The organism is Lentzea sp. NPDC055074, from assembly GCF_053608005.1.
In genome coordinates, this window is sequence record NZ_JBSGUQ010000002.1 from 631,799 (window position 1) to 655,046 (window position 23,248).

At 71.1% G+C, this 23,248-nt stretch carries 20 protein-coding genes and 1 pseudogene; 14 read left to right on the forward strand and 7 right to left on the reverse strand.

The features are described from left to right. Window positions 1-49: 49 nt before the first annotated feature. From ACWF7A_RS07100 to ACWF7A_RS07120, 5 genes are read left to right on the forward strand one after another with little or no spacing between them, the layout of a single operon-like run. The gene (locus tag ACWF7A_RS07100; RefSeq protein ID WP_452249515.1) at window positions 50-1,036 is read left to right on the forward strand and encodes a 3-oxoacyl-ACP synthase III family protein; all 987 of its coding nucleotides are present in this window, start codon (window positions 50-52) and stop codon (window positions 1,034-1,036) included. Then, window positions 1,033-1,782 carry a glycosyltransferase family 2 protein gene (locus tag ACWF7A_RS07105; RefSeq protein WP_452249516.1) on the forward strand — a complete coding sequence of 250 codons (750 nt, stop codon included), beginning with the start codon at window positions 1,033-1,035 and terminating at the stop codon, window positions 1,780-1,782. Before ACWF7A_RS07100 ends, ACWF7A_RS07105 begins: the two co-directional genes overlap by 4 nt. Next, entirely contained in the window at window positions 1,779-2,915 is a 1,137-nt protein-coding gene (locus ACWF7A_RS07110) for a cytochrome P450 (protein WP_452249517.1), read from the forward strand. Before ACWF7A_RS07105 ends, ACWF7A_RS07110 begins: the two co-directional genes overlap by 4 nt. Next, window positions 2,908-4,410: a class I adenylate-forming enzyme family protein gene (locus ACWF7A_RS07115; protein WP_452249518.1), complete on the forward strand. Its 1,503-nt coding sequence runs from the start codon at window positions 2,908-2,910 to the stop codon at window positions 4,408-4,410. The genes ACWF7A_RS07110 and ACWF7A_RS07115 overlap by 8 nt, the downstream gene beginning before the upstream one ends. Continuing rightward, on the forward strand, window positions 4,410-5,291 hold the full coding sequence (locus ACWF7A_RS07120) for an NAD-dependent epimerase/dehydratase family protein (RefSeq protein WP_452249519.1): 882 nt from the start codon (window positions 4,410-4,412) through the stop codon (window positions 5,289-5,291). Before ACWF7A_RS07115 ends, ACWF7A_RS07120 begins: the two co-directional genes overlap by 1 nt. Window positions 5,292-5,303: 12 nt before the next feature. Here the strand turns inward: ACWF7A_RS07120 and ACWF7A_RS07125 are convergent, their stop codons facing one another. After that, window positions 5,304-5,783, reverse strand: coding sequence for a hypothetical protein (locus ACWF7A_RS07125; protein WP_452249520.1), 480 nt, complete (start codon window positions 5,781-5,783; stop codon window positions 5,304-5,306). A gap of 187 nt (window positions 5,784-5,970) precedes the next feature. Here ACWF7A_RS07125 and ACWF7A_RS07130 point away from each other — a divergent pair, with 187 nt between their 5' ends. Beyond that, on the forward strand, window positions 5,971-8,691 hold the full coding sequence (locus ACWF7A_RS07130; RefSeq protein ID WP_452249521.1) for a BTAD domain-containing putative transcriptional regulator: 2,721 nt from the start codon (window positions 5,971-5,973) through the stop codon (window positions 8,689-8,691). Here the strand turns inward: ACWF7A_RS07130 and ACWF7A_RS07135 are convergent. Continuing rightward, window positions 8,658-9,176, reverse strand: coding sequence for a hypothetical protein (locus ACWF7A_RS07135; protein WP_452249522.1), 519 nt, complete (start codon window positions 9,174-9,176; stop codon window positions 8,658-8,660). The genes ACWF7A_RS07130 and ACWF7A_RS07135 overlap by 34 nt on opposite strands. A 141-nt stretch (window positions 9,177-9,317) precedes the next feature. Between ACWF7A_RS07135 and ACWF7A_RS07140 the strand changes: the two genes are divergently transcribed. From ACWF7A_RS07140 to ACWF7A_RS07150, 3 genes are all read left to right on the forward strand, one after another. Then, window positions 9,318-9,992 (forward strand): hypothetical protein, encoded by a 675-nt coding sequence (locus ACWF7A_RS07140; RefSeq protein WP_452249523.1) that lies wholly within the window; start codon window positions 9,318-9,320, stop codon window positions 9,990-9,992. Window positions 9,993-10,037: 45 nt separating this feature from the next. Then, window positions 10,038-11,012 carry a zinc-binding dehydrogenase gene (locus ACWF7A_RS07145; RefSeq protein WP_452249524.1) on the forward strand — a complete coding sequence of 325 codons (975 nt, stop codon included), beginning with the start codon at window positions 10,038-10,040 and terminating at the stop codon, window positions 11,010-11,012. 118 nt (window positions 11,013-11,130) lie between these two features. Continuing rightward, on the forward strand, window positions 11,131-11,520 hold the full coding sequence (locus ACWF7A_RS07150; protein WP_452249525.1) for an HPF/RaiA family ribosome-associated protein: 390 nt from the start codon (window positions 11,131-11,133) through the stop codon (window positions 11,518-11,520). 137 nt (window positions 11,521-11,657) lie between these two features. Here ACWF7A_RS07150 and ACWF7A_RS07155 read toward each other — a convergent pair whose 3' ends face one another. The 3 genes and pseudogenes from ACWF7A_RS07155 to ACWF7A_RS07165 all read right to left on the reverse strand — a co-directional run bounded on the left by ACWF7A_RS07155 (window position 11,658) and on the right by ACWF7A_RS07165 (window position 13,498). Then, complete coding sequence (locus ACWF7A_RS07155; RefSeq protein ID WP_452249526.1) at window positions 11,658-11,936, reverse strand: isoamylase; 279 nt, start codon at window positions 11,934-11,936, stop codon at window positions 11,658-11,660. 187 nt (window positions 11,937-12,123) lie between these two features. Then, window positions 12,124-12,909: a hypothetical protein gene (locus tag ACWF7A_RS07160; protein WP_452249527.1), complete on the reverse strand. Its 786-nt coding sequence runs from the start codon at window positions 12,907-12,909 to the stop codon at window positions 12,124-12,126. Then, window positions 12,909-13,498 (reverse strand): annotated as a pseudogene (locus tag ACWF7A_RS07165) (RNA polymerase sigma factor). Before ACWF7A_RS07165 ends, ACWF7A_RS07160 begins: the two are co-directional and overlap by 1 nt. Window positions 13,499-13,745: 247 nt before the next feature. Here ACWF7A_RS07165 and ACWF7A_RS07170 point away from each other — a divergent pair. Then, the gene (locus ACWF7A_RS07170; protein WP_452249528.1) at window positions 13,746-16,622 is read left to right on the forward strand and encodes an AfsR/SARP family transcriptional regulator; all 2,877 of its coding nucleotides are present in this window, start codon (window positions 13,746-13,748) and stop codon (window positions 16,620-16,622) included. A 101-nt stretch (window positions 16,623-16,723) separates the two neighbouring features. Here the strand turns inward: ACWF7A_RS07170 and ACWF7A_RS07175 are convergent, their stop codons facing one another. Together ACWF7A_RS07175 and ACWF7A_RS07180 are read right to left on the reverse strand one after the other, a co-directional pair. Next, window positions 16,724-17,626, reverse strand: a complete 903-nt coding sequence (locus ACWF7A_RS07175; RefSeq protein ID WP_452249529.1) for an SDR family NAD(P)-dependent oxidoreductase — start codon at window positions 17,624-17,626, stop codon at window positions 16,724-16,726. Then, window positions 17,623-18,261 (reverse strand): NAD(P)-dependent oxidoreductase, encoded by a 639-nt coding sequence (locus ACWF7A_RS07180; RefSeq protein WP_452249530.1) that lies wholly within the window; start codon window positions 18,259-18,261, stop codon window positions 17,623-17,625. The genes ACWF7A_RS07175 and ACWF7A_RS07180 overlap by 4 nt, the downstream gene beginning before the upstream one ends. A gap of 58 nt (window positions 18,262-18,319) precedes the next feature. On the opposite strand from ACWF7A_RS07180, the gene ACWF7A_RS07185 reads away from it, so the two are divergent. The 4 genes from ACWF7A_RS07185 to ACWF7A_RS07200 all read left to right on the forward strand — a co-directional run bounded on the left by ACWF7A_RS07185 (window position 18,320) and on the right by ACWF7A_RS07200 (window position 23,201). Further along, entirely contained in the window at window positions 18,320-18,889 is a 570-nt protein-coding gene (locus tag ACWF7A_RS07185) for a TetR/AcrR family transcriptional regulator (RefSeq protein WP_452249531.1), read from the forward strand. Between the two features lie 328 nt (window positions 18,890-19,217). Further along, complete coding sequence (gene dapB, locus ACWF7A_RS07190; protein ID WP_452249532.1) at window positions 19,218-19,964, forward strand: 4-hydroxy-tetrahydrodipicolinate reductase; 747 nt, start codon at window positions 19,218-19,220, stop codon at window positions 19,962-19,964. A 386-nt stretch (window positions 19,965-20,350) separates the two neighbouring features. Beyond that, the gene (locus ACWF7A_RS07195; protein WP_452249533.1) at window positions 20,351-21,976 is read left to right on the forward strand and encodes a (2,3-dihydroxybenzoyl)adenylate synthase; all 1,626 of its coding nucleotides are present in this window, start codon (window positions 20,351-20,353) and stop codon (window positions 21,974-21,976) included. Between the two features lie 4 nt (window positions 21,977-21,980). Further along, on the forward strand, window positions 21,981-23,201 hold the full coding sequence (locus tag ACWF7A_RS07200; protein ID WP_452249534.1) for an FAD-dependent oxidoreductase: 1,221 nt from the start codon (window positions 21,981-21,983) through the stop codon (window positions 23,199-23,201). Window positions 23,202-23,248: the final 47 nt, after the last annotated feature.

Sequence of the window (23,248 nt, forward strand, 5' to 3'; positions counted from 1 at the left end):
GACGTCGCTCCGCGGTGCCGCATATAACGTGCACGCAGGAGGTGCGGGAGTGGGTACACGTTTGGCAGGCGTAGCCGTGCATCTGCCCGAGGAGCGGCTGAGCACGGACGAGGTGGAGCGGCGTTTGGGACCGTTCACTCCCCCGCCTGGGCTCATCGGCCGGTTGACCGGTATCCGGTCACGGCACGTGATGCGCGAGGACGAGCAGGCATCCGATCTGGCGGTGGCGGCAGCCCGCAAGCTGCTGGCGGACACGGGTTCTGAGCCGGCGGACGTCGACCTGCTCCTGTTCGCGTCCGCCAGTCAGGACATGGTGGAGCCGGCGACCGCCCACATCGTCGCGGCGAAGCTCGACCTGCGCTGCCCCGTGATGGACGTCAAGAACGCGTGCAACAGCGTGCTCAACGCCATCGAGGTCGCCGACGCCTTGATCTCGACAGGTCGTTACCGCACCGTTCTGATCGCAAGCGGTGAGGCGCCGTCGCGGGCTGTGCGGTGGAACGTGGCGAACCCGGCGCAGTTCCGACGTGCCTTCCCGGGGTACACGCTGTCCGACGCGGGCGCGGCCGTGCTCCTCACCGCCGGTGATGCCGGTGTGCTGGGCAGTGCGTTCACCGCGGACTCGACGTGGTGGGACGTCGGCACCCTCCCCGGCGGCGGATCCCGGCATCCGCGCGACCCGGAGTTCACCTACTTCGACATGGACGGTCCGCGGCTCAAGGACGCGTTCCTGCACCTGGGCCGGGACGTCCTCGACGACACGCTCCACGGGCTCGGTCTGACGTGGGACGACTTCGCGGTGGCGTGCGTGCACCAGGTGTCGTTGCCCTACCTGGGGATCTTCGCCGAGCGCGCGGGCGTGCCGCGCGACAAGCTGGTGGTGACGCTGCCCGAGCACGGCAACGTGGCGTCCGTGAGCCTGCCCCTGCAACTGGTCACCGCGCAGCGCATGGGCCGTTGCGGTCCTGGCGATCTCGTCGCGCTGGTGGGCCTGGCCGGTGGAGTGAGCCTCGGGCTCGTGGTGGTGCGCCTGTGAGCCTGTGGGTGGTCGTGCCGGCCTACAACGAGGAACGCTCCATCGTCGCGACGCTGGAATCCCTTGCGGCGCAGGAAGACCTGGACTTCACGCTGGTCGTGGTGGACAACGGCTCGACCGATTCCACAGTGGACCTGGTGCGGCGGTTCCACGGGGAGAACCCGGGACTGCGGCTGGAAGTCGTGCACGAGCCGCAGAAGGGCACCGGCGCGGCGGCGGACACCGGGATGCGCCACGCCGTCGCCCGTGGGGCGCGATGGCTGGCACGCACGGACGCCGACTGCCTGCCGGCACCGGACTGGACCGCTCGGATCAAGGCAGCGCTGGGGAGCGGGCTCCGGCTGGTGTCGGGACAGCTCCTGCCGCGCAAGGACGAAGGGGTTCGGGCTGTCACGCGGTGGGTGCTCGTCGTCGCCGTCGAGGTCGCTTCGGCGTTCGGCAAGGTGAGGTCCGGCAACCGAGATCCCCGCTACCTGGGGCCGTACGTGATGACGCCCGGCTGCAACATGGCGATCACGGCCGAGCTGTACGTGCTCGCCGGCGGGTTCCCGCGGTCGAAGATCGAGGACCTGCACGAGGACCGCGCTCTCGTCAACGCCGTTCGCCTGCACACCAGGGCGTACGCGCGGCGGCGGGACGTGGTCGTCCACGGCTCGTCGCGGCGGGCGCGGGCATGGGGGTTGCGCAGAACGCTGGCCTGGTACGCGGACCACCGCTACCGGCCGGACGTCGTGGACATCCGATGAGCTGGGAGCGGAAGCTCCATCTGGCCGCGCACCCGGTCGCCTACCCCTTGGTCCGCGCCGTCGGCCGCATCGCACCGGTGGTCCGCGTACCGCGGGTGGGGGTCGTGGTCAGCGACGCCGCTCTCGCGAAGGAAGTGCTCAACGACCCGGCGCACTTCACCAAGACCGGCCCCGGATCCCCCGCGGACCTGTGGACGCCCGTGGTGGGCCCGACCGTGTTGCTGAACATGGAAGGCGCGGCGCACGGCGAGCTTCGGCGCAGGCTGTCCGGGCTGTTCACACCGCGCAGCGTGGCCGATCTGTGCGGGACGGTCCTCGACGCGCCGGTGGAGGAGCTGCACAACGCGCTGAGAGCGGGCCGTCCGGTCGACCTGGTGGCCGTCGTGCGGCGGCTGGTGGGCGCGGTGATCTGCGAACTGGTCGGGCTGGAACCGTCCGAGGCGATGGCGGCGCACGCGGCGGGAACCGCGATCACGTCGGCGATCCGGCTGGGCCGCCGGTCGCTGACACCCGCGCAGGTGCTGCGGTGCCGGCAGTCGCTGGGTGTGCTCACCCGGCCGGCCGCGCGGGCGTGGGCCGACGGCGACCCGGCGACCGTGCCGGGCCGGATGCGGCAGCTCGGGCTGACCGAGCAGGAGGCGCTCGGCGCGGTGGCGGCGTTCGTGCTGACGGGGACCGAGACGTTGGTGTCGTACGTGCCGCGCCTGGTGGCGTTGCTGCACGACTTCGGCTGGCTGGACCGGCTGGCCGCGGACAGGAGCCTGGTCGACGACGCGGTCGCCGAGGCGTTGCGGGTGACCGTGCCGTCGCCGGTGATGCTGCGCAGCGTCGCCGCGGACGCCCGGATCGGCCGTGTGCGGGTCCGGGCAGGCGACCGGGTGGTGATCGCGACCATCTCCGCGGCCCACGCGCTGGGGTCCTTCGATCCAGAACGCCGGCACCCGCCGCAGATCAGGCAGCTGTGGTTCGGCGCGGGACCGCACTTCTGCCTGGGCATGCCGCTGGCCCAGGCGGAGATCCGCGCGGTGCTCGGCGCCGTGCTCGACGCCGCCCCTTTGTCCGTTGTGGACCGCAGCGCCGCCCGGCGGGTGCTGATCCCCTGTTACTCGAGACTGGTGGTGCGCCGTGGCTGACGACCTGCTGATCGGGGTGTTGGAGGCGGCCCGGCGTCACAGCCGCAGGCCCGCGCTGACCGACGGACGCGGAAGGACGACGACCTACGCCGAGCTGGCCGACCGCGTGCTCGGCACAGCGCATCGGTTGCGCTCCAGGGGTTTCACGCCTGGAAGCCGGATGCTGTTCTCGGTGCGGCCGGGGCCCGACGCGATCGTGCTGGCTCTCGGCACCGTCGCGGCCGGCGGCACGGTGGTGTTCGTCGACCCCGGCGGCGGGCAGGAGCTCTTCGCGAGGCGCACCGAACTGGCAGGGCCGGGGTGGGCGGCGGCCGAGTCCCTGCTGTACGCGGTCAGCGCACCCGGCCCGCTGCGCGCCCTGGCTCGCCGCCGAGGCGTGCTCCTGCCGGACTACACCGCGTTGCCGGTGCGGCACATCAGGTCCGGGCCGTGGCTGCCCGGTGTGCCGCTGAGCGCGGTGTCCACGCGGAGGCTCGCGAAACCGGTCGCCGGCGCGCCGCTGCCCGACCCTGAACCGGACCAGGACGCCGTGGTCGTGTTCACCTCGGGCACCACGGCCGAGCCGAAAGCCGTCGTGCACACCAGGGGTTCGCTCGCGGCCGCGTTGACCGTGCTGGCGACGCGGTGCGAGCTGGATGAGCACTCCCGTGTGCACACCGACCAGATGATGCTCGGACTGCCCGCGCTCATCGCGGGCGCGCACTGGTCCATGCCGCCCTACGGGTTCGCGCCCGCCGCCGAGCCCGCCGCGCTGGCGGCAGGCCTGGAGGGCGCGACCCACACCTTCCTGGTGCCCTCCGACCTGGCCGCGATCCTCGACAGCGGGGTGGCGCTGCCGCGGTCGCTGCGCCAGGTGTTGCTGGGTTCCGCACCGGTCCTGCCACCTCTGCTGCGACGTGCACGAGCCGCGCTGCCCGAGGTCGACCTGCTCGCCGTCTACGGCATGACCGAGATCCTCCCGGTCGCGATCGCGACCGCCGAGGAGAAGCTCGCGCACGACGGCGACCTCCTCGGCCGGCCGCTGCCAGGAGTGCGGGTACGCGTCGCCGAGGACGGGGAGCTGATGGCGTCCGGACCCAACCTGTGCCGCGGATATCTGGGATCGCCACCGTTGACCGAGCACGCCACCGGCGACCTGGCTCGTCTGGAGGGCGACCTGATCGTGCTCACCGGCCGGAAGAAGGACATGATCCTTCGCAAGGGAACCAACGTGTATCCCGGCCTGTACGAACCGGCCATCTCCCGCCTGCCGGGGGTCGCGGCGGCCGTCATGATCGGCGTGCCGGACGAGATGGGCGACGAGCGGATCGTGCTGGCACTCGTGCCCGCCCCTGACGCCGGTCCCGAACTGGCCACGCGGGTCCAGGCCTCGCTGCCGGACCTGATCGACGTCTACGCCCTGCCCGACGAGGTCGTGGTCCTGCCGGAACTGCCGCTGTCGGGCCGCACCAGGAAGCTCGACCGATCCGCCCTCCGCGCGAGACTGGCCCGCTGATGCGGCTCGCGGTGACGGGGGCGACCGGCTTCGTGGGTGGGGCGGTGTGCCGTGCCGCCGAAGCACGGGGGTGGCAGGTGCACGCCTACGGGTCGCGTTCGTGGGACATCACGGCGGGGCCGTTGATCGATCCGCCCGTCGTCGACGCCGTGGTGCACTGCGCCGCCGCCGTGACCGACTGGGGTTCTCGGGCGGAGATCTGGCGGGTGAACGTCGCCGGTACGCGAAGCGTCCTGGAGACCTTCCCCGACGCACGGTTCGTGCACATGTCGTCGGCGAGCGTGTACGACCCGTTCGAGCCGACCGTCTCGGCGGCCGAGTCCGCGGCCCCGGTGAGTCGCTACCTCACCGACTACGGTGCGACGAAGGCCGAGGCGGAGGGGCTGGTGCTGGCACGTCCGAACAGTGTCGTCCTCAGGCCCCATGCCGTTTACGGCCCGGGCGACCCCATTCTGCTGCCACGAATCTTGAGCGCGATCCGCGGCCGGACCTTGTTCCTCGCGGGCGACGGGCAGGCGCTGCAGTCGCTCACGTCGATCGACAACCTCGCGCAGGCCAGCCTGCTGGCCTGCGCCGGCGAACCCGGCGTCTACAACGTGGCGGACTCCTCGCCGGTCGTGCTGGAAAGCGCGTTGAGAGACCTGCTGCGGGAACGCGGCCTGGACGTCCGGATCCGCTACCTTCCGCTGAAGCTCGCCTGGTCTCTGGCATCGGTGGTCGAGCCCGTCTGGCGGCTGGCGGGCCGGGCCGAGCCTCCCCGCCTGACCAGGTACGCCATCAGCCACCTGGCCAGCGAGCGCACGCTGGACATCACGGCCGCCCGAACGCGCCTCGGGTACCAGCCCGCACCGACGTCCTTCGCCGGTGCCGCGGCGTGGTGAGCTCCTCCCACGTCAGGGGGTGGGCAGTGGCTCGGTCGAGCCCTCGGCCAACGCTCGCCTCACCTGGCCCAGGATGCCCCTGACCAGCTCGCCGTACGGATCTTCGCCCAGCGCGTCAGAGGTGGCCCGGGCCTTCTCGAGGAACTCGTGCGCGCTCGTCGCGTCGCCCAGCCGCCGATGGTCATCGGCGAGACTCAGGTACAGCGACGGCATGAACCCCCGAACCCGCAACGACTGATCGAACTGCTGGGCACGCTCGTCGCTCACACCGCGGACCGCGGCGAGGGCACGCTCGTCCCACATCAGTTCGTCGTGCTGGGTGTCCTGCAGATCGGCCAGGAAGTGCGCGATGACGCAGCGGTGGAAGTCATCGCCCCCGCCGTGCTCGACCTCCGCCCACATCGACTCCAGCTCCGCGCGGGCGGCATCTCGCTCCCCTGCCCGCCCACGCTGGACAGCCGCCGTCACCTCGGCCATCAGTTCGTCTTCCACGCCGGCCCGCCTCCTTCGCCAGCAGGAGATCAGCATCCTTCCAGTCGACACGGCGAGTCGTCACGTCGCCGCGTTGTCGATCCCGCACGCCCCGGAATCGTGGCGTGACGGAACGCGACGGGCGCCGACGTCGTCCGATGGACGAACACCTGAGCAGGTCCTGGGGAGCGGAGGAGCCATCAGCGGGGTGAGTGTGCGGGTGCTGGGCCCTCTGGAGGTCTGGCGGGACGGCCGCAGGGAGAGTCTCGGGGGCGTCAAACAGCGGGCCTTGCTCGCGCACCTCGCGTTGCACGCGAACACCGATGTCTCGCTCGACCAGCTGATCGAGGCCCTGTGGCCCGCGGCTCGGCCGCGGTCGGTGGTGCAGAACGTCCGGACCTACGTCTGGCGGCTGCGGCGGCTGCTCGATGAGCGGCTGCGCACCCACGGCACCGGTTACGTCCTGGAGCTCGGGGCTGACGAGCTCGACTCGCTGATGTTCGACGAGCTCGTCGCGGAGGCCCGCCGGCGTCCCGAGGCGGCGCTGGGGTTGTTGCGGCGGGCGGAGTGCCTGTGGCGTGGCCGGCCGCTCGAGGACCTGCCGGACCACGACGCGTGGACGCCCGCGCTCGCCCGGCTCGACGAGGCCCGGCTCGCGGCGACCGAGCAGCGGCTCGGGCTGCAGGTGGCCTCGGGTGAGCACGCCGAGGCGATCCCGGAGCTCCGGGGGTTGCTGGCGGAGCACCCTTACCGCGAGAGCGTGTGCGGGCAGCTCGTGCTCGCCCTGCATCAGGACAACCGGCGTGCCGAGGCGTTGCAGGTCTACGCGGACATGCGCGTGCGGCTCACCGGCGAGCTCGGGCTGGAGCCCGGATCCGCGCTGCGGGAGGCCCAGCTCGCGGTGCTGCGCGACGAACCGGCATCCGCTCCCCTCCGTCAGCTACCGCCGACGGTGTCCGACTTCTGCGGCCGCGCGGGAGAGATCGCGGTGCTGACGACGGCGCTGCGGCGGGGCTCCGCACCGGCCGCGGTGACCGGGCCTCCCGGTGTCGGCAAGTCGACGCTCGCGATCCGGGTGGCGCACCAGGTCGGTGACCACTTCCCGGACGGACAGCTCTACGTCGACCTCGGCGGCACCTCCGACCACCCGCGCGAACCGGGTGAGGTGCTCACGGAACTGTTGCACGCCATGGGGATCACGGGTGCCGGACTGCCCGCGCAGGTCACCGCGCGAGCCTCGCTGTTCCGCTCCAAGCTCGCCGGTCGGCGGATGCTGGTGGTGCTCGACGACGCCGCCTCGGTGAGCCAGGTCGTGCCCCTGCTCCCGGCCGACGCGGGCTGCGCGGTCCTGGTGACCAGCCGGCGCAGACTCTCGGAGCTGCCCGGCGCACTGCAGGTGGAGCTGTCACCGTTCTCCCCGCAGGAGGCGGCGGAGCTGCTCGCCGCCATCGCGGGCGCGGATCGGGTCTGCGCCCAGCCCGGCGAGGCGGCGGCGATCGCGGAGGCGTGCGGGCACCTGCCGCTGGCGATCCGGGTGGCGGGCGCGCGGCTGGCCGGGCGCGGCAGGTGGTCGATGCAGGTGCTGCGGGAGCGGCTCGTCGACGAGTCGACGCGGTTGCGCGAGCTCACCTCCGGTGAGCTGGCCGTGCGGGCGAGCTTCGACCTGAGCATCCGGCAGCTGTCCCCGCCCGAGTCCCAGGCGTTCGTGCGGCTGGCGTTGCTCGGCCCGCACGACTTCCCGAGCTGGGTGGTCGAGCCCCTGCTCGACGAACCGGGCACCGAGCACCTCGTGGACGGGCTGGTCGACGCTCATCTGCTGGAGACCTTCGGCGCGGACGGCATCGGCCAGCCGCGCTACCGGCTGCACGACCTGTTGCGGTGCCACGCTCTGAACCACTCGCTGCCGGATGGCCGGGCCGCGCTGGAACGGACGTTGCACGCGTGGCTCTGGCTCGCGGTCACGGCCGCACGGCGGTTGCCCGTCACGTTCGGCACCACCATCGCCGACGTCGCCCCGGTCGCGGCACCGGAACACCTGCTCACCGAGCCCGTCGCGTGGTTCGAGGCGGAACGGCGCACGTTGTGCGGCGCGGTCGACATCGCGGCGGACGCGGGCCTCGACGAGGTGGCGTGGCAGCTCGCGGCGGCGTGCGTGCCGTTCTTCGACCTGCACAGCCATTACGAGGACTGGGCGCGCACGCACGCGCGGGCGTTGCGGAGTGTTCGCGCGGCGGGCAACAGGGCGGGCGAGGCGGCGTTGCTGCGCGGCATCTCCCAGGTGCACATCTACCGCAGTGAGTTCACGGAGGCCGAGCAGGGACTGCTTGCGGCACAGGAGCTCTACCGCTCGCTGCGCGACGACCGCGGCCAGGGCGTCTCCCTCGCGGGCATCGGCGTGGTGTACCGGCTGCGGGCGGAGTACGAGCGCTCGATGGAGTTCTACACCGAAGGTCTGCGGCTGCTGGAGCTCGCGGGCGATCTGCATTCCGTCGCCCACGTGCGGGCGTCGATCGGCGGGGTCCACGGCTCGCTCGGCAGGCCGCGGGAGGCGCGGAAATGGCTCACGAACGCCCGGCGGCTCGCCGCGGACCTCGGTGACGCACACCGCGAAGCTCTCGTGCTGGTGCGGCTTTCCGCGCTCTACCGCAGCACGGGCGAGCACGAGCAGGAGCTGGTCAGCGCGCGCCGGGCCGTGACGATCCTGACAGACCTCACCGACGAGCGGTGCACGGCGTTCGCCCAGGTCGAGCTGGCCGAGGCGTTGATCTCGAACGGCCACCCGCAGGAGGCGCACGACCTCCTGCTGCAGTCGCTGGAAACCTACCGCCGCACCGGGAACCGGGAAGGCGAACCCGCCGCGCGGCGAGCACTCGCCCGCGCGGCGGAGTCACTGGATCAGTTGCTGTTGCCGTACTTCCAGCCCAGGTAGTTGTTGAAGTAGCCGAGCGAACCGGGGTGACCGATCTTGCCGCCGACGCTGGTCGACCAGAAGCCGCCGTTGCCGTCCGCGATGCCCACGTGGCCGTACTGGCTGATGTTCCAGAAGACGAACGCTCCCCTGGGCGGCGTGCCGGTGGTGTGGCGGGCGCCGTCCGAGGACCGCCAGTGGTCGATCGCCGACGCGTGGTGCGTCGAGCGGTTCCACGCCAGGCGGACGGCGCGCTCGCAGTAGCCCTCGTACGCCGTGCTGCCGCGGCGGTCGGCCATCCACTTGATGGCGCCGTCCGCCGTCTGCTGGATGCTGACGTCGCCTTCGGCGGCGGACGTGGTGGCCGAGTCGGCGAGCCACGGCTGCGCGATCCCGACGTTCGGGCTGAACGCTTCCCCGCTCGCCGCGCCGGCCGGAGCGGCGGTGCCGATCAGGGCCGCACCGAGCAGGCCGATGGCAGCGACCGTGACTTTCGTGAACCGCATGAGATCCCCTTTTCGCATGTCTGCACTGCTCCCCCAGCGTCCGGGGGTGACATACACGGCCGATACATCGCCGATACACGGCGTCCGAGCGGGCGCAGGTCACCGGGGTCGGCGTGATCGCGGTCGAACTAGGCTGCCGTCGTGGGACGGGGACGAGCGGGGCGGTCGAAGGCGCAGCGGCGGCGCAACAGCGCGGGCCGTGTGTCCGCGGGCGAGGCCAGGAAGGCCAGGGAGGGCGCGATGCTGGACGCCGCGTCCCGAGCCGCCCGCGGCCACGCGGAGCGCACCTGGTGGGAGCGCCAGACGCAGGGCACTCAGGCCTGGCTCGCCATCGGGGCCGTCGTCGCGGTCGTCGGCGGGCACTTCCTGATGTGGGAGCTGCTGCTGCCGGTGCTCGGCGACCTGGTGGGGCCCGTTCCCGTCGTCTCGACGGTCGTGGGCTGGCTCTTCTGCGGCGGCGCCGTCGCGGCGACCGGGGTGACGCTGGTGAACTGGCGCACGCTCTCGGCCGGCGCGCGATCGCGCTGGACGACCGTCTCGGCCGTCTGGGGCGTCGTGGCGCTGATGGTCGGCGTGCCGAGCAGCATCGCGTTCGACGTGTCGCTGCCCCTCGACTACTGGGCGGGTCTGTTCGCGGGTGCCCGGGGTCTGCTGGCGCTGCCCCCGCTGGCGGGACTCCTGGCGCTGGCCTGGCTGGGGGTCGCGCGGCTGCTGCGACGCAAGGCCCGATGCTCCCGCACGACGGCGGGGTGGTTGTTCGTGGCCTACTCCGTCGTTCTGCTGTTCTGGGGTGCGACCTCGCTGCGCATGGTGTGAGGTCGGAGCAGGGACTCGTCCCTCGCTCCTACGGAAAGGCTCGTCATGCGCGCACTGGTCCAGCAGAAGTTCGGTGACCCCGCCGAGGTCCTCGAAGTGCGGGAGGTGCCCGCTCCGCAACCCGGTCCCGGAGAGGTCCTGGTGCGGGTGCTGCTCTCCCCGATCCACAACCACGACCTGTGGACCGTGCGCGGCACCTACGGGTTCAAGCCCGAGATGCCCGCACGCTCCGGCACCGAGTTCGTCGGGGTCGTCGAGACGCTCGGCGAGGGCGTGGACGGCCTCGCCGTGGGCCAGCGGGTCTCCGGCGGCACCTTCGGCGCCTGGGCCGAGCTCGTGGTCGCGCCCGCCAAGACGCTCATCCCGGTTCCCGACGCCATCGGTGACGAGGCAGCGAGCCAGCTGGTGTCGATGCCCTTCAGCGCCATCGCGCTGCTCGACTCACTGGATCTCGCCCAGGGTGACTGGCTCGTCCAGAACGCCGCCAACGGAGCCGTCGGCAGGCTCGTCGCCCAGCTGGCGGCGGCCCGCGGCGTCCACGTCCTCGGCCTCGTGCGCCGCGCCGACGGCGTGGCCGAACTGCGCGAGCAGGGCATCGGCGACGTCGTCGCCACCGACGACGACGGCTGGCGCGACCGGGTCCGCGAGATCGTCGGCGACGCCCCGATCAAGGCCGGGGTCGACTCCGTCGGCGGCACGGCCGCGGGCGACGTCGTCTCACTGCTCGCCGAGGGCGGCCGGCTCGTCGTGTTCGGCGCGATGGCCTCCCCCACCCTCGAGATCGGCTCGGGTGACGTGATCTTCAAACAGGTGACCGTCACCGGTTTCTGGGGCAGCAAGGTCTTTCCCGCGATGGAGGCCGGCAAGCGGGCCTCCCTGCTGGGTGAGCTGGTCACGGGCATCGCCTCGGGCACGCTCACCCTGCCGGTCGAGCACGTCTACCCGCTGGAGGAGATCGCCGAGGCCGCGCGGGGCAACGCGGCTCCCGGCCGAAAGGGCAAGATCCTCCTGCGTCCGTGACAGGTCCGAGCGACCGGGCGACGGTCATGGCAGGGTGGTGCGCAACGCCGCCGCGTTTGAACAGGCCGCTCCGGTGGTACCGACCAGAACCATTTCTGTCCCGTTTCGGAGGGTGCTCATGCAGATCCAGGTCAACACCGACCACAACATCCACGGTGGCGAACGACTGGCCACCTATGTGTCCACCGACCTGGAAAGCAGCCTGTCCCGGTTCAGCGGATGGTTGACCCGCGTGGAGGTGCACCTCAGCGAGGACGGGGGCGGCAAGCCGGACGACAAGAAGTGCGTGATCGAGGCGCGTCCGGGAGGCAAGCAGCCGGTCGCGGTCACCCACCACGCGACCACCGTGGACGACGCGTACGCCGGTGCGGCGCACAAGCTGGGAAGGGTGCTGGACTCCCAGTACAGCCGCGCCCACGACCACAAGGGCAGTGACAGCATCCGTCACATGCCCGCTCCGGACGACCTGGAGCCGATCGGCGCGACCGAGGACGAGCCTCGGAGCTGATCAAGGCGCCATGACGCTGTGGACCTCATCGCCGCACCTCCGGCCGGGCGTGCCCTGCCGGAGGTTCAGGCGATGAGGTCGGCGACGCCGAGGTGAGCTGCCGGCCGGTTGAGACCGTCTCGGCGCTTTTGTTGCCGTCACACGACGATCAGGCACCCGTGGTCATCGCGCGCCGCCGCGTCCTCGTCGTCGAACCAGTGACCGTCGGGGCCGAGGTAGCGGAACCGGAGGGTGGTGCCCGGCGCCACGACGACGGTGGCGGAGCGGCTGCCGTTGGAACGAGCCCGGAGTGCGGTCACTCCCGGCGTCCAGTCGTTGAAGTCACCGACCACGCTCACCGGCCCCGGGGGCTCGTGCCGGGGAAGCGCCCACGTCACTCGCACTCGCTGGTCCTTGGTCGGCAGAATCCGGATCATCGGGTCGTTGTTCCTTCCACACGTCATCGGTCGCCGTGACGTCAGCCTGCCGATGAGCTGCGGCATCAGATGCTCCGACGCGCAACCCCCCAGCCCAAACCGCCTGATCGGGTGGTTCGTCGAAGGCACGGGTGACCTGTCTGTCGCATGTGGATGGACACTTCGTGCGCAGCAGACCGGGCGGCGCCTACCCTGCGGGCTTGCACAGCGGTCCTTCGACGGCCCGGCCATCGCGGAGCGTCGCCCGCAGGACGTTGCTCGCCGCGGGCGTCGCGCCGGGGTCGCCGGACCTGCCGCACAACTCGCCGCGGTCGATCTTCACCGCGAAGGTGCCGTCGTGCAGCAGCGCGGGCGTCACGGTGCCGTCCTCCCTCACCACCGACACCGCGACCACGTCGTCGGTCGTGATCCCGAACTGGATGCTCGTGCCGTCGAGGAAGTTCCAGGCGTCCGTGTAGTCGAACGGGCGCGCGGCGGTGAGCGTGGCGTAGCCGTGCTTGCCGCGACCTCGCATCTCGGCCGCGTCGGCGCCGGTGATGCCACCGGTCGAGCTGCCGGCGACCAGGCACACCGCCGCAGCCCTCGCGTTGCGGATCATCAGGAACTCCGGCCAGGGAGCGCCGTTGCCGGAGCCGGTGCTCGCGTCGATCTTGACGCCCGGCGTCCAGCTCTCCGGGTCGGGCACCTCGCCCCCGGAGGCCGCGGTGGTGGCGACGCAGTCGTGCGCGAGCCGCACGTCGGCCGGGTCGGAGGCGGGGACCACCCGGCGAGACGGGTCGTCCTGGCCCAGCACCAGCACACCTCCGGCGACGAGCACCCCTACGACGGCCGCCGCCGACAGCGGCAGCACGACCGAACGGCGACCCCTGCCGGTGAGGGAGGCCGCCACCTCCGGCCTGAGCCGCTCCCACAGGCGTTCCCGGAGCTCAACGGGCATGGGACGGTCCGCGGGCAGATCGATGTCGGCGTCCATCACCGCTCCTCGGTGGTCGTGGCGATCGGGGTGGTGGCGCGGAGCCGGCCGCGGGCACGGATATCCGCGAACGGACACTCGCTTCGGTGACGCCGAGCACGGCCGCGGCCTCCGCGGTGGACAGGTCGCCCACCAGGCAGAGTTCGACGGCCTCGCGCTCGGCCCTGGGCAGCTCGGCCACCGCGTCGAGCACCTGGCGGAGCCGGTGGTCCGCATCGACCTTGCCCGCCACGTCGTCGGCGTGGTCTCGGACGCTCCCGCTCCTCGGAAGACGGGCCAGCGCCGCCGCGAACCGCCCTCGCCCGCGGCGTTCCCTGCGGGCCAGGTTGCCGATCACGGCGAACAGCCAGGGGCGTGCGCTGCGGTTGACCAGCGTCAGCCCGCCGATCCGGCGGCACGCGGTGAGGAACGCCGCCGAGGTCAGGTCCTCCGCCGCCGACCACGAGCCGGTCAACCGGTAGGCGTGGTTCCACACCGCGCTCGAGTGCCTGCGGAAAAGGTCACCGAAGGCGTCGACGTCGCCGCCCGCTGCTCGTTCCCACAGCGCCTGGTCGTCCTCCTCGCCGTCGTTCTCGGGCTCTGCCCGCATGTGACGCTCCCGCTCTCGCTCCGCAGTGGTTCTCACACCTGGAAGTCCCCGCCGGCTCCGACAGCGTTGCGTCGGTGTTCATGTCAGAACTCGAGATCCGTTCGCGGTCGACATCATCGCCGGGACGGTGTCGATGACGGTCACCCACAACTTTTTGGGTCGCGTCGGCGCGAAACGTCCCCGGACGGGCGCGTTTGCGATCGAATCCCCATCGGGGAACGTGCGCCGGACGGCGGCAGAGGGAGTCGTGGTGGTTGCGCTTCAGGTCTTGGGAGAGGTCGGGGTCCGGATCGGGGACCGGCGGGTCGAGGTGGGGCACGCGCGGCAGCGGTGTGTGTTCGCGGTGCTGGTGGTGGAGGCGAACCAGGTCGTGACGGTGGACCGGCTGCTGGAGCGGGTGTGGTCGCAGGATCCGCCGTTGCGGAGCCGGCAGGTTCTGCTGAACTACCTGTCCCGGTTGCGTCTGCTGCTGGCACCGGCGGGCATCGGCATCGAACGCCGCTCCACCGGCTACGTCCTGCTCGCCGATCCGGACGTCGTGGACGTGCTCCGATTCCGCGACCTGCTCACGCGCGCCCGTGGTGCGGACGACGAGCACGCTCTCGGCTTGTTCGACCAGGCATTGGCGCTGTGGCGGGGTGAGCCGTTCAGCGGCCTCGACACCCCCTGGCTGGCCGCCGAGCGCACCGGCCTCGAGCGGGAGCACCTCGCCGCCCGGCTCGACCGCGTCGACGTGGCGTTGCGCCGCGGCCGGCACACCGAGGTGCTGCCCGAGCTGTTCGGGCTGGTGGAACAGGAAGACGTGGACGAACGCGTCGCCGTCCAGTTCATGCTCGCCTTGCACCGAGCCGGACGCACGACCGACGCGCTCGCCCACTATCGCCGACTCCACACCAGGCTGATCGAACAACTGGGCATCGAACCCGGCGTCGCCGTGCAGGACCTGCACCGGCGCATCCTCGCCGATGACCCCGCCCTCATCACGCCCTCCGCGGAGGCGTTCGAGAAGACGGCGACCGACAAGCGACCGGCGACGGACGCGGAACGGCCGGTGCCCCGGCAGTTGCCCGCGCCACCACGGTGGTTCACCGGACGCGGTGCCGAACTGGCCTGCCTGGACCAGGCGCTGACCGTCGAACCGCCGCACGGTTCCGTGACACGAGCAGCCACCGCGGTGGTGATCACGGCGATCGGCGGGGCCGGCGGAATCGGCAAGACGTGGCTCGCCCTGACGTGGGCGCACCTGCACGCCGAACGGTTCCCCGACGGGCAGCTGTTCGTGGACTTGAACGGGTTCAGCCCCACGCAGGAACCGATGACCTCCGAGGCGGCGGTGCGCAGGTTCCTCGACGCCCTCGGAGTCGATCCCGGCCGCGTACCGACCGACCTGGACGCCCAGGCGGCGCTCTACCGCAGCCTGGTCGCGGGCCGGCGGATGCTGATCGTGCTGGACAACGCCGCCACCGCGGAGCAGGTCGTCCCTCTGCTGCCGGGCACCCCGGGCTCCACCGTGCTGGTCACCGGCCGCGCCCGGCTCGCCTCGCTGCTCGATCGGCACGGTGCGCGCGGCCTGACGCTGGACGTCCTGACGCAGGACGAGGCGCGTGCCCTGCTGGCCGCACGTCTGGGCGCGGACCGCGTCGCCGCGGAGGCCGACGCCGTGGACGAGCTGGTCGCGTTGTGCGGGAGCTATCCGCTGGCTCTGTCGATCACCGCCCGCCAAGCCTCCGCCCGCCCCGGCCTCCCGCTGGCCGAGGTCGCCGCCGAGCTGCTCGAGTTCGGGTTGGAGATGTTCGACCACGACACCGATCCGGCCGCCAGCCTGCCCGCTGTCCTGTCGTGGTCCCTGCACCGGCTCACCGACGAACAACGCACCGTGTTCGGGTTGCTGGGAATCGCCCCTGGTCCTGATACGACCCTGCCCGCCGTGGCAGCCCTCGCCGGCCTGTCTCCCGCCCGCGCGCGCAAGGCGCTGTCCGTGTTGGAGGAGGCGTCCTTGCTGGAAAGGCGGCCGGACAGCCGGTACGCGATGCACGACCTGGTCCGCGCCTACGCCGCCACCACAGCCCACCACTTGCCCGGCGACGTGCGGGAGGCAGCCCTGGTGCGGGTGATGGACTTCCACCTGCACACCGCCGTCGCCGCCGCACGGCTTCTGGACCCCGTCCGCACGCTCCCGCACCCCGAGCCACCCACGCCCGGCGTCCGGCCGCACCCGCTGCCCGACGCCGCGTCCGCGATGACCTGGCTGCAGGCCGAGCACGCCACCCTGCTGGCCACGCAACGCGCCGCCACCGCTCTCGGTCGCCACCACGTCGTCTGGCACCTCGCCCGGGCACTGCACCCGTTCCACTACCGGCGGGGCCACCTGCGCGACGCGGTCACCGCGTGGCGGGCCGCACTGGACGCCGCCGCTCACCTGCCCCAGCCCGCCGCCCGCAGCCGCGCCCACCGCTACCTCGGCGACGCCTGTACCCAGCTGGGCCTGCACGAGGAGGCCATCGAACACCTGGAACAGGCCGTCGCCCTGGCCGTGCACCACCACGACCCCACCGAACAGGCGCACACCCACCAGATGCTCGCACGCGCCTGGGGTGAGAGGGAGGACGACCGGAGGGCCCTGGACCACGCCCGGCACGCCCTCGACCTCTACCTCACCCTCGGCCAGCCGGTGCGGGAGGCCGAGGCGCACAACATCGTGGGCTGGTTCGCCGCGCGTCTGGGCGACTTCGGCAGCGCCCTGGACCACTGCTCCGCCGCCCTCACCCTGTTCCGGCGTCACGACGATCCCGAGGGTGAGGCGGCCACTTTGGACAGTCTCGGGTTCATCGTCCACCGCACCGGCGACCACCGGCAGTCCATCGAGCACTACCGCCAGGCCCTCGCCTCGTACCGCGCTCTCGGCCACACCTACCTGGTCGGTACCACGCTCGATCACCTCGGCCATCCCCACGCCGCGCTCGGACAGGACGAGCAGGCCCGCCTGGTGTGGCAGGAGGCACTGGAGCTGTACCGGGACCAAGGCCGCGACGACGACGCCGCGCGGGTACAACGACAACTCGACGCCCTCGGTTCGACGCCCGCCCCGTGCGACCAGCCCGCCTCCAAGGACGACCAGAGGTAGGGCTGAGCGACCGCACGCGCCTGATGGCCGTCGTCACCGCCGGCCAGGCACGCACCACCCGCGCGAGCACCGAGAGCCGACCGCGGTGGCAGGACTCGCTTTCAGGCGGCGAGATGGGCGTGGCTCAGCGCCAGGAGCTTCTCCTGGACGGACCGATCGTGCGACACCGGCGGGGTGGCCGACTCGGTGTCGCGGTTGAAGTACCGGCCGGTCACACCCGCGAGGGCGGGATCGGTGGCCAGCCGGATCGCACTCCTCGCACCCTCAGCGGGAGTGAGCAGGCCGCGGCGGATCAGCGTGCCGACGGGACGCAGGAACGCAGGCACCAGGTCGTCGATGATGCCGGTGGCGACGATCCCCGGATGCAGCGCGTTGACGGTCACTCCGTCGCCGGCGAGGACACGAGCGAGGGCGTAGCCGGCGGTGACGGTCATGAGCTTCGCCCGGGCGTAGGCCTCGAACGGCACGAATCCGTTGGCGGGGTTCAGTTCCGCGAGGCTCTCGACACCGGAGAGGTCCACAGTGGCGGGACGTGGCCTGCCTGCCAGCTTGACCTGCCGGGTGTCGTTGAGCGTGTCGCTGGCGACGTTCACCACGCGAGCCCGGCCACGGCGCAACGGCACGTCCAGCAACGTGGTGAGGCCGTAGGCGGCCAGGTAGTCGAGGGCCACGTGCATCTCGATGCCGTCCGCCGAGACGCGATGCTCCGAGAAGTGCGCACCGGCGTTGTTGACCAGGATGTGGATCTGGTCGTAGCGATCCCGGATGGTCTCCGCCGAGGCCACGACGTCCGCGCGGAGCGACAGGTCTCCCGCGACGACGTCGACCCGGTCCGTCGCGCCGATGTGGGCACACAAGGCATCGGCGCGTGCGGGGTCGCGAGCGACGGTGACCACGTGCGCACCGGCGCGGGCCAGGTCGGTGGCGATCACCTGTCCCATGCCCCCGGTCGCGCCGGTGACGACGGCGACCTTGCCCGTCAGGTCGGGCACGGCGGCGTTCATCGGGTGATCCGCGGGTGGGCGTGGACGTAGCGGGAGTTCTCGGCCTCGTCGACGAGGAAGGCGGCGAGGTCGGCACGCCCGATCGAGCTCCACAACCGGATGCGCAGGTCGGTGCCGGTCTTGTGCTTCCCGATCGCGTCGTGGTCCGACAGCTTGGGCGGCCGCACGATCGTCCACTCCAGACCGGACGCGGTGATGAGCGGCTCCATCGTCTCCTTGTCGCGCATCCTGTCGGCCACGTTCGCCCACACCGCCACCGAGTACAGCGACTTGTCGTGCGTCTCGAGCACGCCGTGCGCGCTGACAGCGATCAAGCGGTGCACCCCGGACGCCTTCATGGCGGTGACCGCGGACCTGATGCCGTCGGTGCACACCGTCGTCGGCCCCTTCTCCGCACCGCCCAGTGCACTGATCACCACGTCGGCGCCGGCCAGGGCGCGGGTGAGCGTCGAGGCGTCCGCCACCTCGGGCCAGACCGCTTCGTGAAGGCTCTCGGCCGGCGCGAACGATCCCGCCCGGCGGACCAGCGCGACCACGCGGTGCCCACGCCGCAGAGCGGTCGAGACCACCTGCCGACCGGTGGCTCCCGTCGCACCGAGAACGGCGACGGTCTTCTGCGATACATCTTGTCTCATACTTCGAATCATGCTCGCCGAGGTCGCTACAAGTCAACTTGTCTCATAAGATCGGCGCGTGACCAACGAGACGGACCCGAGGTTCCAGCGCAGCCGCGAGGCGATCCTCAACGCCGCCCGCGAGCTCCTGCTGGAAAGCGGCCCGGCCGCCGTGACCCACGTGCAGGTCGCCGAACGCGCGGGCGTCGGGCGCGCGACGGTGTACCGCCACTGGCCTCGGCCCGAACCGCTTCTGGTCGAGGCCATGGCGACCGTCCCGATGCCGTTCCTCGACAAGCCCACCGTCCCCACGCGCGACTGGCTCCACCGGGAGCTCACCGCGATCGCCCGGCAACTGGAGCTCGACGACGTACGCGCCGTGTCCACCACCCTGGCGAACACAGCGCTCTGGGACGAGACCATGGACGCCCGCCGCGCACAGTTCGCCGGCATCCTCACCGCACGACTGGCAGCAGTCCTCGACGACGCCCGGACACGCGGCGAGATCGTCCTCGCGCTTCCCAGCCGCGACGCCGCCGCCATGACCATCGGACCGATGTACTACCGCAGCACCATCGAGCGCGCCCCGACCGACTCCACCCTCATCGACGCCGCCATCAACGCCTTGGGCGCCTGGTCCACCGACTAGAGAGCCGCGAACGCCTGGCACAGCGCGATTGCGTCCGAGGTCGCGTTGAGCGGTCGCCCGACTCCTCGTCCATGCGCAGCGCTCAAAAAAGTCCTTTGTGGACAGACGGCTCGCCGGGCCCCTCCCCCGGCTCCAGCCGGCGCGACAAGCGAGCATCCGTTCGCACATCGGACGGCCATGCGAACTCGACGACCGGATTGACGGTGCTCCACCGCGCCTCGCGACGCAGGGCCTTGCACGCCGTGGCAAGATCCGCACGCTCGCGGTTCCCATCCCGTGAGACCCAGAGCACTAGAGCCGGTCAGTCAACGTAGGTTAGGCTACCCATATGACTCGAGTTGCTGTGTTGGGGGCTCGCGGGCGGATGGGCGTGGCTTCGGTTCGCGCCATGGAAGCCAGCTCCGACTTGACCGTGGTTGCCGAGATCGACATTGATGACGACGTGCAAGACATCCTCGACCACAACGCTGATGTCGTGCTCGTCTTCTCGCCGCCGGACGTTGCCCACGAGCAGGTCCATTGGTGCATCAAGCACGGGCTCAACGTGGTGGTGGGGAGCTCCGGCTTCGACGAGCGGTCGGTGGAGCAGATCCGCGACGCGCTGGTCGACCACCGTGATGTCAGCGTGTTCGTCGTTCCGAACTTCTCGATCAGCGCGGTGCTGATGACCAGGTTCGCCACGAAGGCCGCCCCGTACTTCGAGTCTGTCGAGATCATCGAGATGCACCACCCCGGCAAGGTGGACGCGCCGTCGGGAACGGCGCAGCACACGGCCGAACTGATCGGTCGCGCCCGCGCCGAAGCGGGGTGCGCCCCGTCGCCCGACGCGACCTACCTCGACCCCCACGGCGTGCGCGGCGGGAAGATCGAGGGAGTCTCCGTGCACTCGGTCCGAGTCCGCGGGTTCATGTCGTCGCAGGAGGTGCTGTTCGGCATCGACGGCGAGATCCTGAGGCTGCGCTACGACTCGGTGACGCGCGAGTCCCTCATGCCCGGCGTGCTCACCTCGCTGCGCGCCGTCTCGAACCTCACCGGAGTGACGGTCGGACTCGACGCCGTGCTCGACCTGGGCTGACCCGAAACGACAACAGGGCATCGACAGACCGCGCACGCATCGTTGCAGGAGCTGGCTGGAGCTCGTGCGACGAGGAGTGGTGATGGCGGCGCACGGGCACCTCGACGAGGTGACCCGGCGCCTGACCACCAGTCAACGGGAACCGGCGCTCGACGCGATCGCGAAGCCGGACGCTTTCCTTGGCGCTACAAGAACTCCGGCCCCCGGTCGATCGATGGGGGCCACGTTGCCGTCTTCTGGCAGCGGCGGCGCGAGCCCGGCTCGGCCGGCCAGATGAGTGATCGACACCGTGCACTTTTTGTGGCGAATCCATCACCGCTCATCACGGAAACCTTAGGGTAGCCTTCCCTTCACGGGCTGGGAGGCAGCTCCTCGAAGGGAAACCAATGAGCATCGAACCGCTGGCGCTTGACGGGGTCGTTCCGTTTCCGCCGGAGACGGCAGCCGAGTACGTCGCCAAGGGGTACTGGCGCGATCAGACGCTGCCGGAGCTGTTGTTCGCCACCGCGGAACGCTGTCCCGACAAGCTCGCCGTCATCGACCGCAAGGCCGAGTTGACCTATGCGCAGCTCACGGACGAGGTCCTGCGCCTCGCCGCCGGTCTGCAGGACCTGGGGCTGAGCCGGGGCGACCGGGTGGTGGTGCACCTGCCCAACATCTACGAGTACATCGCCATCGTCTTCGCCCTGTGGGAGCTCGGGGCGGTTCCCGTCGTCGCCCCCGTCGCGCACCGCCGCGCCGAGATCGAGCACTTCGTCGAGATCACCGAGGCGCGTGCCTACATCACGGTGGCCTCGGACAGCGGCACCGATCTCGCCGCGATGGCCGCCGACCTGAAGCAGCGGTGGCCGAACCTGGAGCACACCGTCGTCCTCGACCCCAACGGCGGCGGCGCCGAGTACAAGGCGTTGCAGTCGAAGGGATCGCTCGAGCACGCGCGCCGGTGCAGCCCGCAGGACGTCGCTCTGCTGCAGATGTCCGGCGGCACAACGGGTGTCCCGAAGCTGATGCCGCACACCCACCAGACGTACGGCTACGCCCTGCGGCGCAGCGTTGGGGAGCGCGGCATCACCGAGCGCACCGTGCATCTGCTGGTGATCCCGATCTGCCACAGCATGTCGACGCGTTCGCCCGGGTTCCTCGGCGCGTTCAGCGTGGGCGCCACCATCGTGATCGCACCGAACGGCAGCCCCGACACGGCGTTCCCGCTCATCGAGAAGCACGGCGTGACCCGCGCTTCGCTGGTGCCCCCGATCCTGCTGGCCTGGCTGAACTCCTCGCTCCGCAAGCGCTACGACCTCTCCAGCCTGAAGACGCTCATGTGCGGCGGCGCGAAGCTGACCGAGTCCGTGGCGAGCCGGGTCGAACCGGAGTTCGGCGTGCAGCTGTCGCAGAGCTTCGGCATGGGTGAGGGTCTCGTCGTCAGCAATCCCGCCGACGTCGACCGGGCCACCAGCGTGCGGTACCAGGGCAGGCCGGCCTCGGCGGCCGACGAGTGCATCGTCATCGACGACGAGGGCAACGACGTGCCACCAGGTGCACCTGGTCACCTGCTGACGCGAGGACCGTCGGTGATCCGCGGGTACTACCGCAACCCCGAGCAGAACGCGCTGGCGTTCACCAGCGACGGCTACTACCGCACCGGTGACATCGTCGAGCGGGACGAGCGCGGGTTCATCAGGGTCGTGGGCCGGTCGAAGGACCAGATCAACCGGGGCGGCGAGAAGATCGCGCCGGAGGAGCTGGAGAACGCGCTGCTCACGCACACCGGCGTCCACAACGTCTCCGTCGTCGGCGTCGACGACGAGGTTCTCGGCGAACGCATCAAGGCGTACCTGATTCCCCGGACGCCGGAGAGCTCGGCCGAGCTCACCCTGGCCAAGCTGCGGCAGTTCCTGCGCGACAAGGGTCTCGCGACGTTCAAGCTCCCCGACGTCGTGGAGGTCGTCGCCGAGTTCCCGTACACCGCGGTCGGCAAGGTCAGCAAGCGTCTGCAGCGCGAGCTGAGCTAGCCGCATGCCGAACAAGAACACACGTGTCCTCGTCGTGGGCGCGGGCCCTGTCGGAATGGTCTGCGCCCTGGCGCTGAACCGGCGCGGAATCCCGGTGACCGTGCTCGAGTCCGAGCCGGCACCGGTGAAGGACCAGCGCGCGGCGACCATCCACCCGAGCACCCTGGAGATGCTCGACGAGCTGGACGTCACCGAGAAGATCCGGGACCACAGCCTGCTCTCGAGCGTCTACCGCTTCCACGACCGGCCGACCGGGGAGGTCGTGGCGGAGTTCGACCTCGGCCGCCTCAAGGACGAGGTCCGGTTCCCTTACGTGCTGCAGTTCGAGCAGTACAAGCTGACGGCCGCCATCGCCGCGGAGTACGCGAACGAGTCCGACTTCGACGTGCGGTTCTCCCACGCACTGACCGGTCTGACCGAGACCGCGGGCGGCGTCGAGGTGGAGTACACCTCCCCCGCCGGCACCGAACGGATGTCGGCGGCCTACGTCGTCGGTTGTGACGGTGGCCGGTCGACGGTGCGCAGGCTCGCCGGCATCGAGTTCGAGGGCTTCACCTATCCGGAGCGGTTCATCAAGATCGCGACCAGCTTCGACCTGCAGACCGTGAAGCCGGATCTGGTGTACCGCAACTACTTCTCGGACCCCAACGAGTGGGCCAACGTGTTCAAGGTGAGAGGAGAGACACCCGAGGGGCTCTGGCGGGTGATCCTGCCGATCGGCCGGGACGAGGACGACGCCACCGCGTTGTCACCGGCGCGCGTCGAGGAACGGCTGCAGAAGTTCCTCCCGAAGTCCGGCCGATACCACGTCGAGTACCGCGACGTGTACGGAGTCAACCAGCGCGTGGCCGCGACCTTCCGCCGGGGACGCGTCCTGCTCGCCGGCGACAGCGCGCACGTGAACAACCCGATCGGCGGCATGGGGATGAACGGCGGCATCCACGACGCCGTCAACCTGACGGAGAAGCTCGAGCAGGTGATCGCCGGTTCGGCCGGCGACGACCTGCTCGACCTGTACAGCCGTCAGCGTCGCCATGCGGCGGTGAACTACGTGCAGGCGCAGACGATCGCCAACAAGCGGCTGCTGGAGGAACGCGATCCCGAGGTGCGCCGGCACAAGCTCGACGAGATGCGCCGCACCGCCGAGAAGTTCGACACCGCGCGGGCCTACATGCGCCGCGCGGCCCTGTTCGACAGCCTGCAGGACGCCGCCGCCGTCACCTGAGCGGCCCGTCGGCGAGCCGGGGGCGGTACGGCGAGCCGTACCGCCCC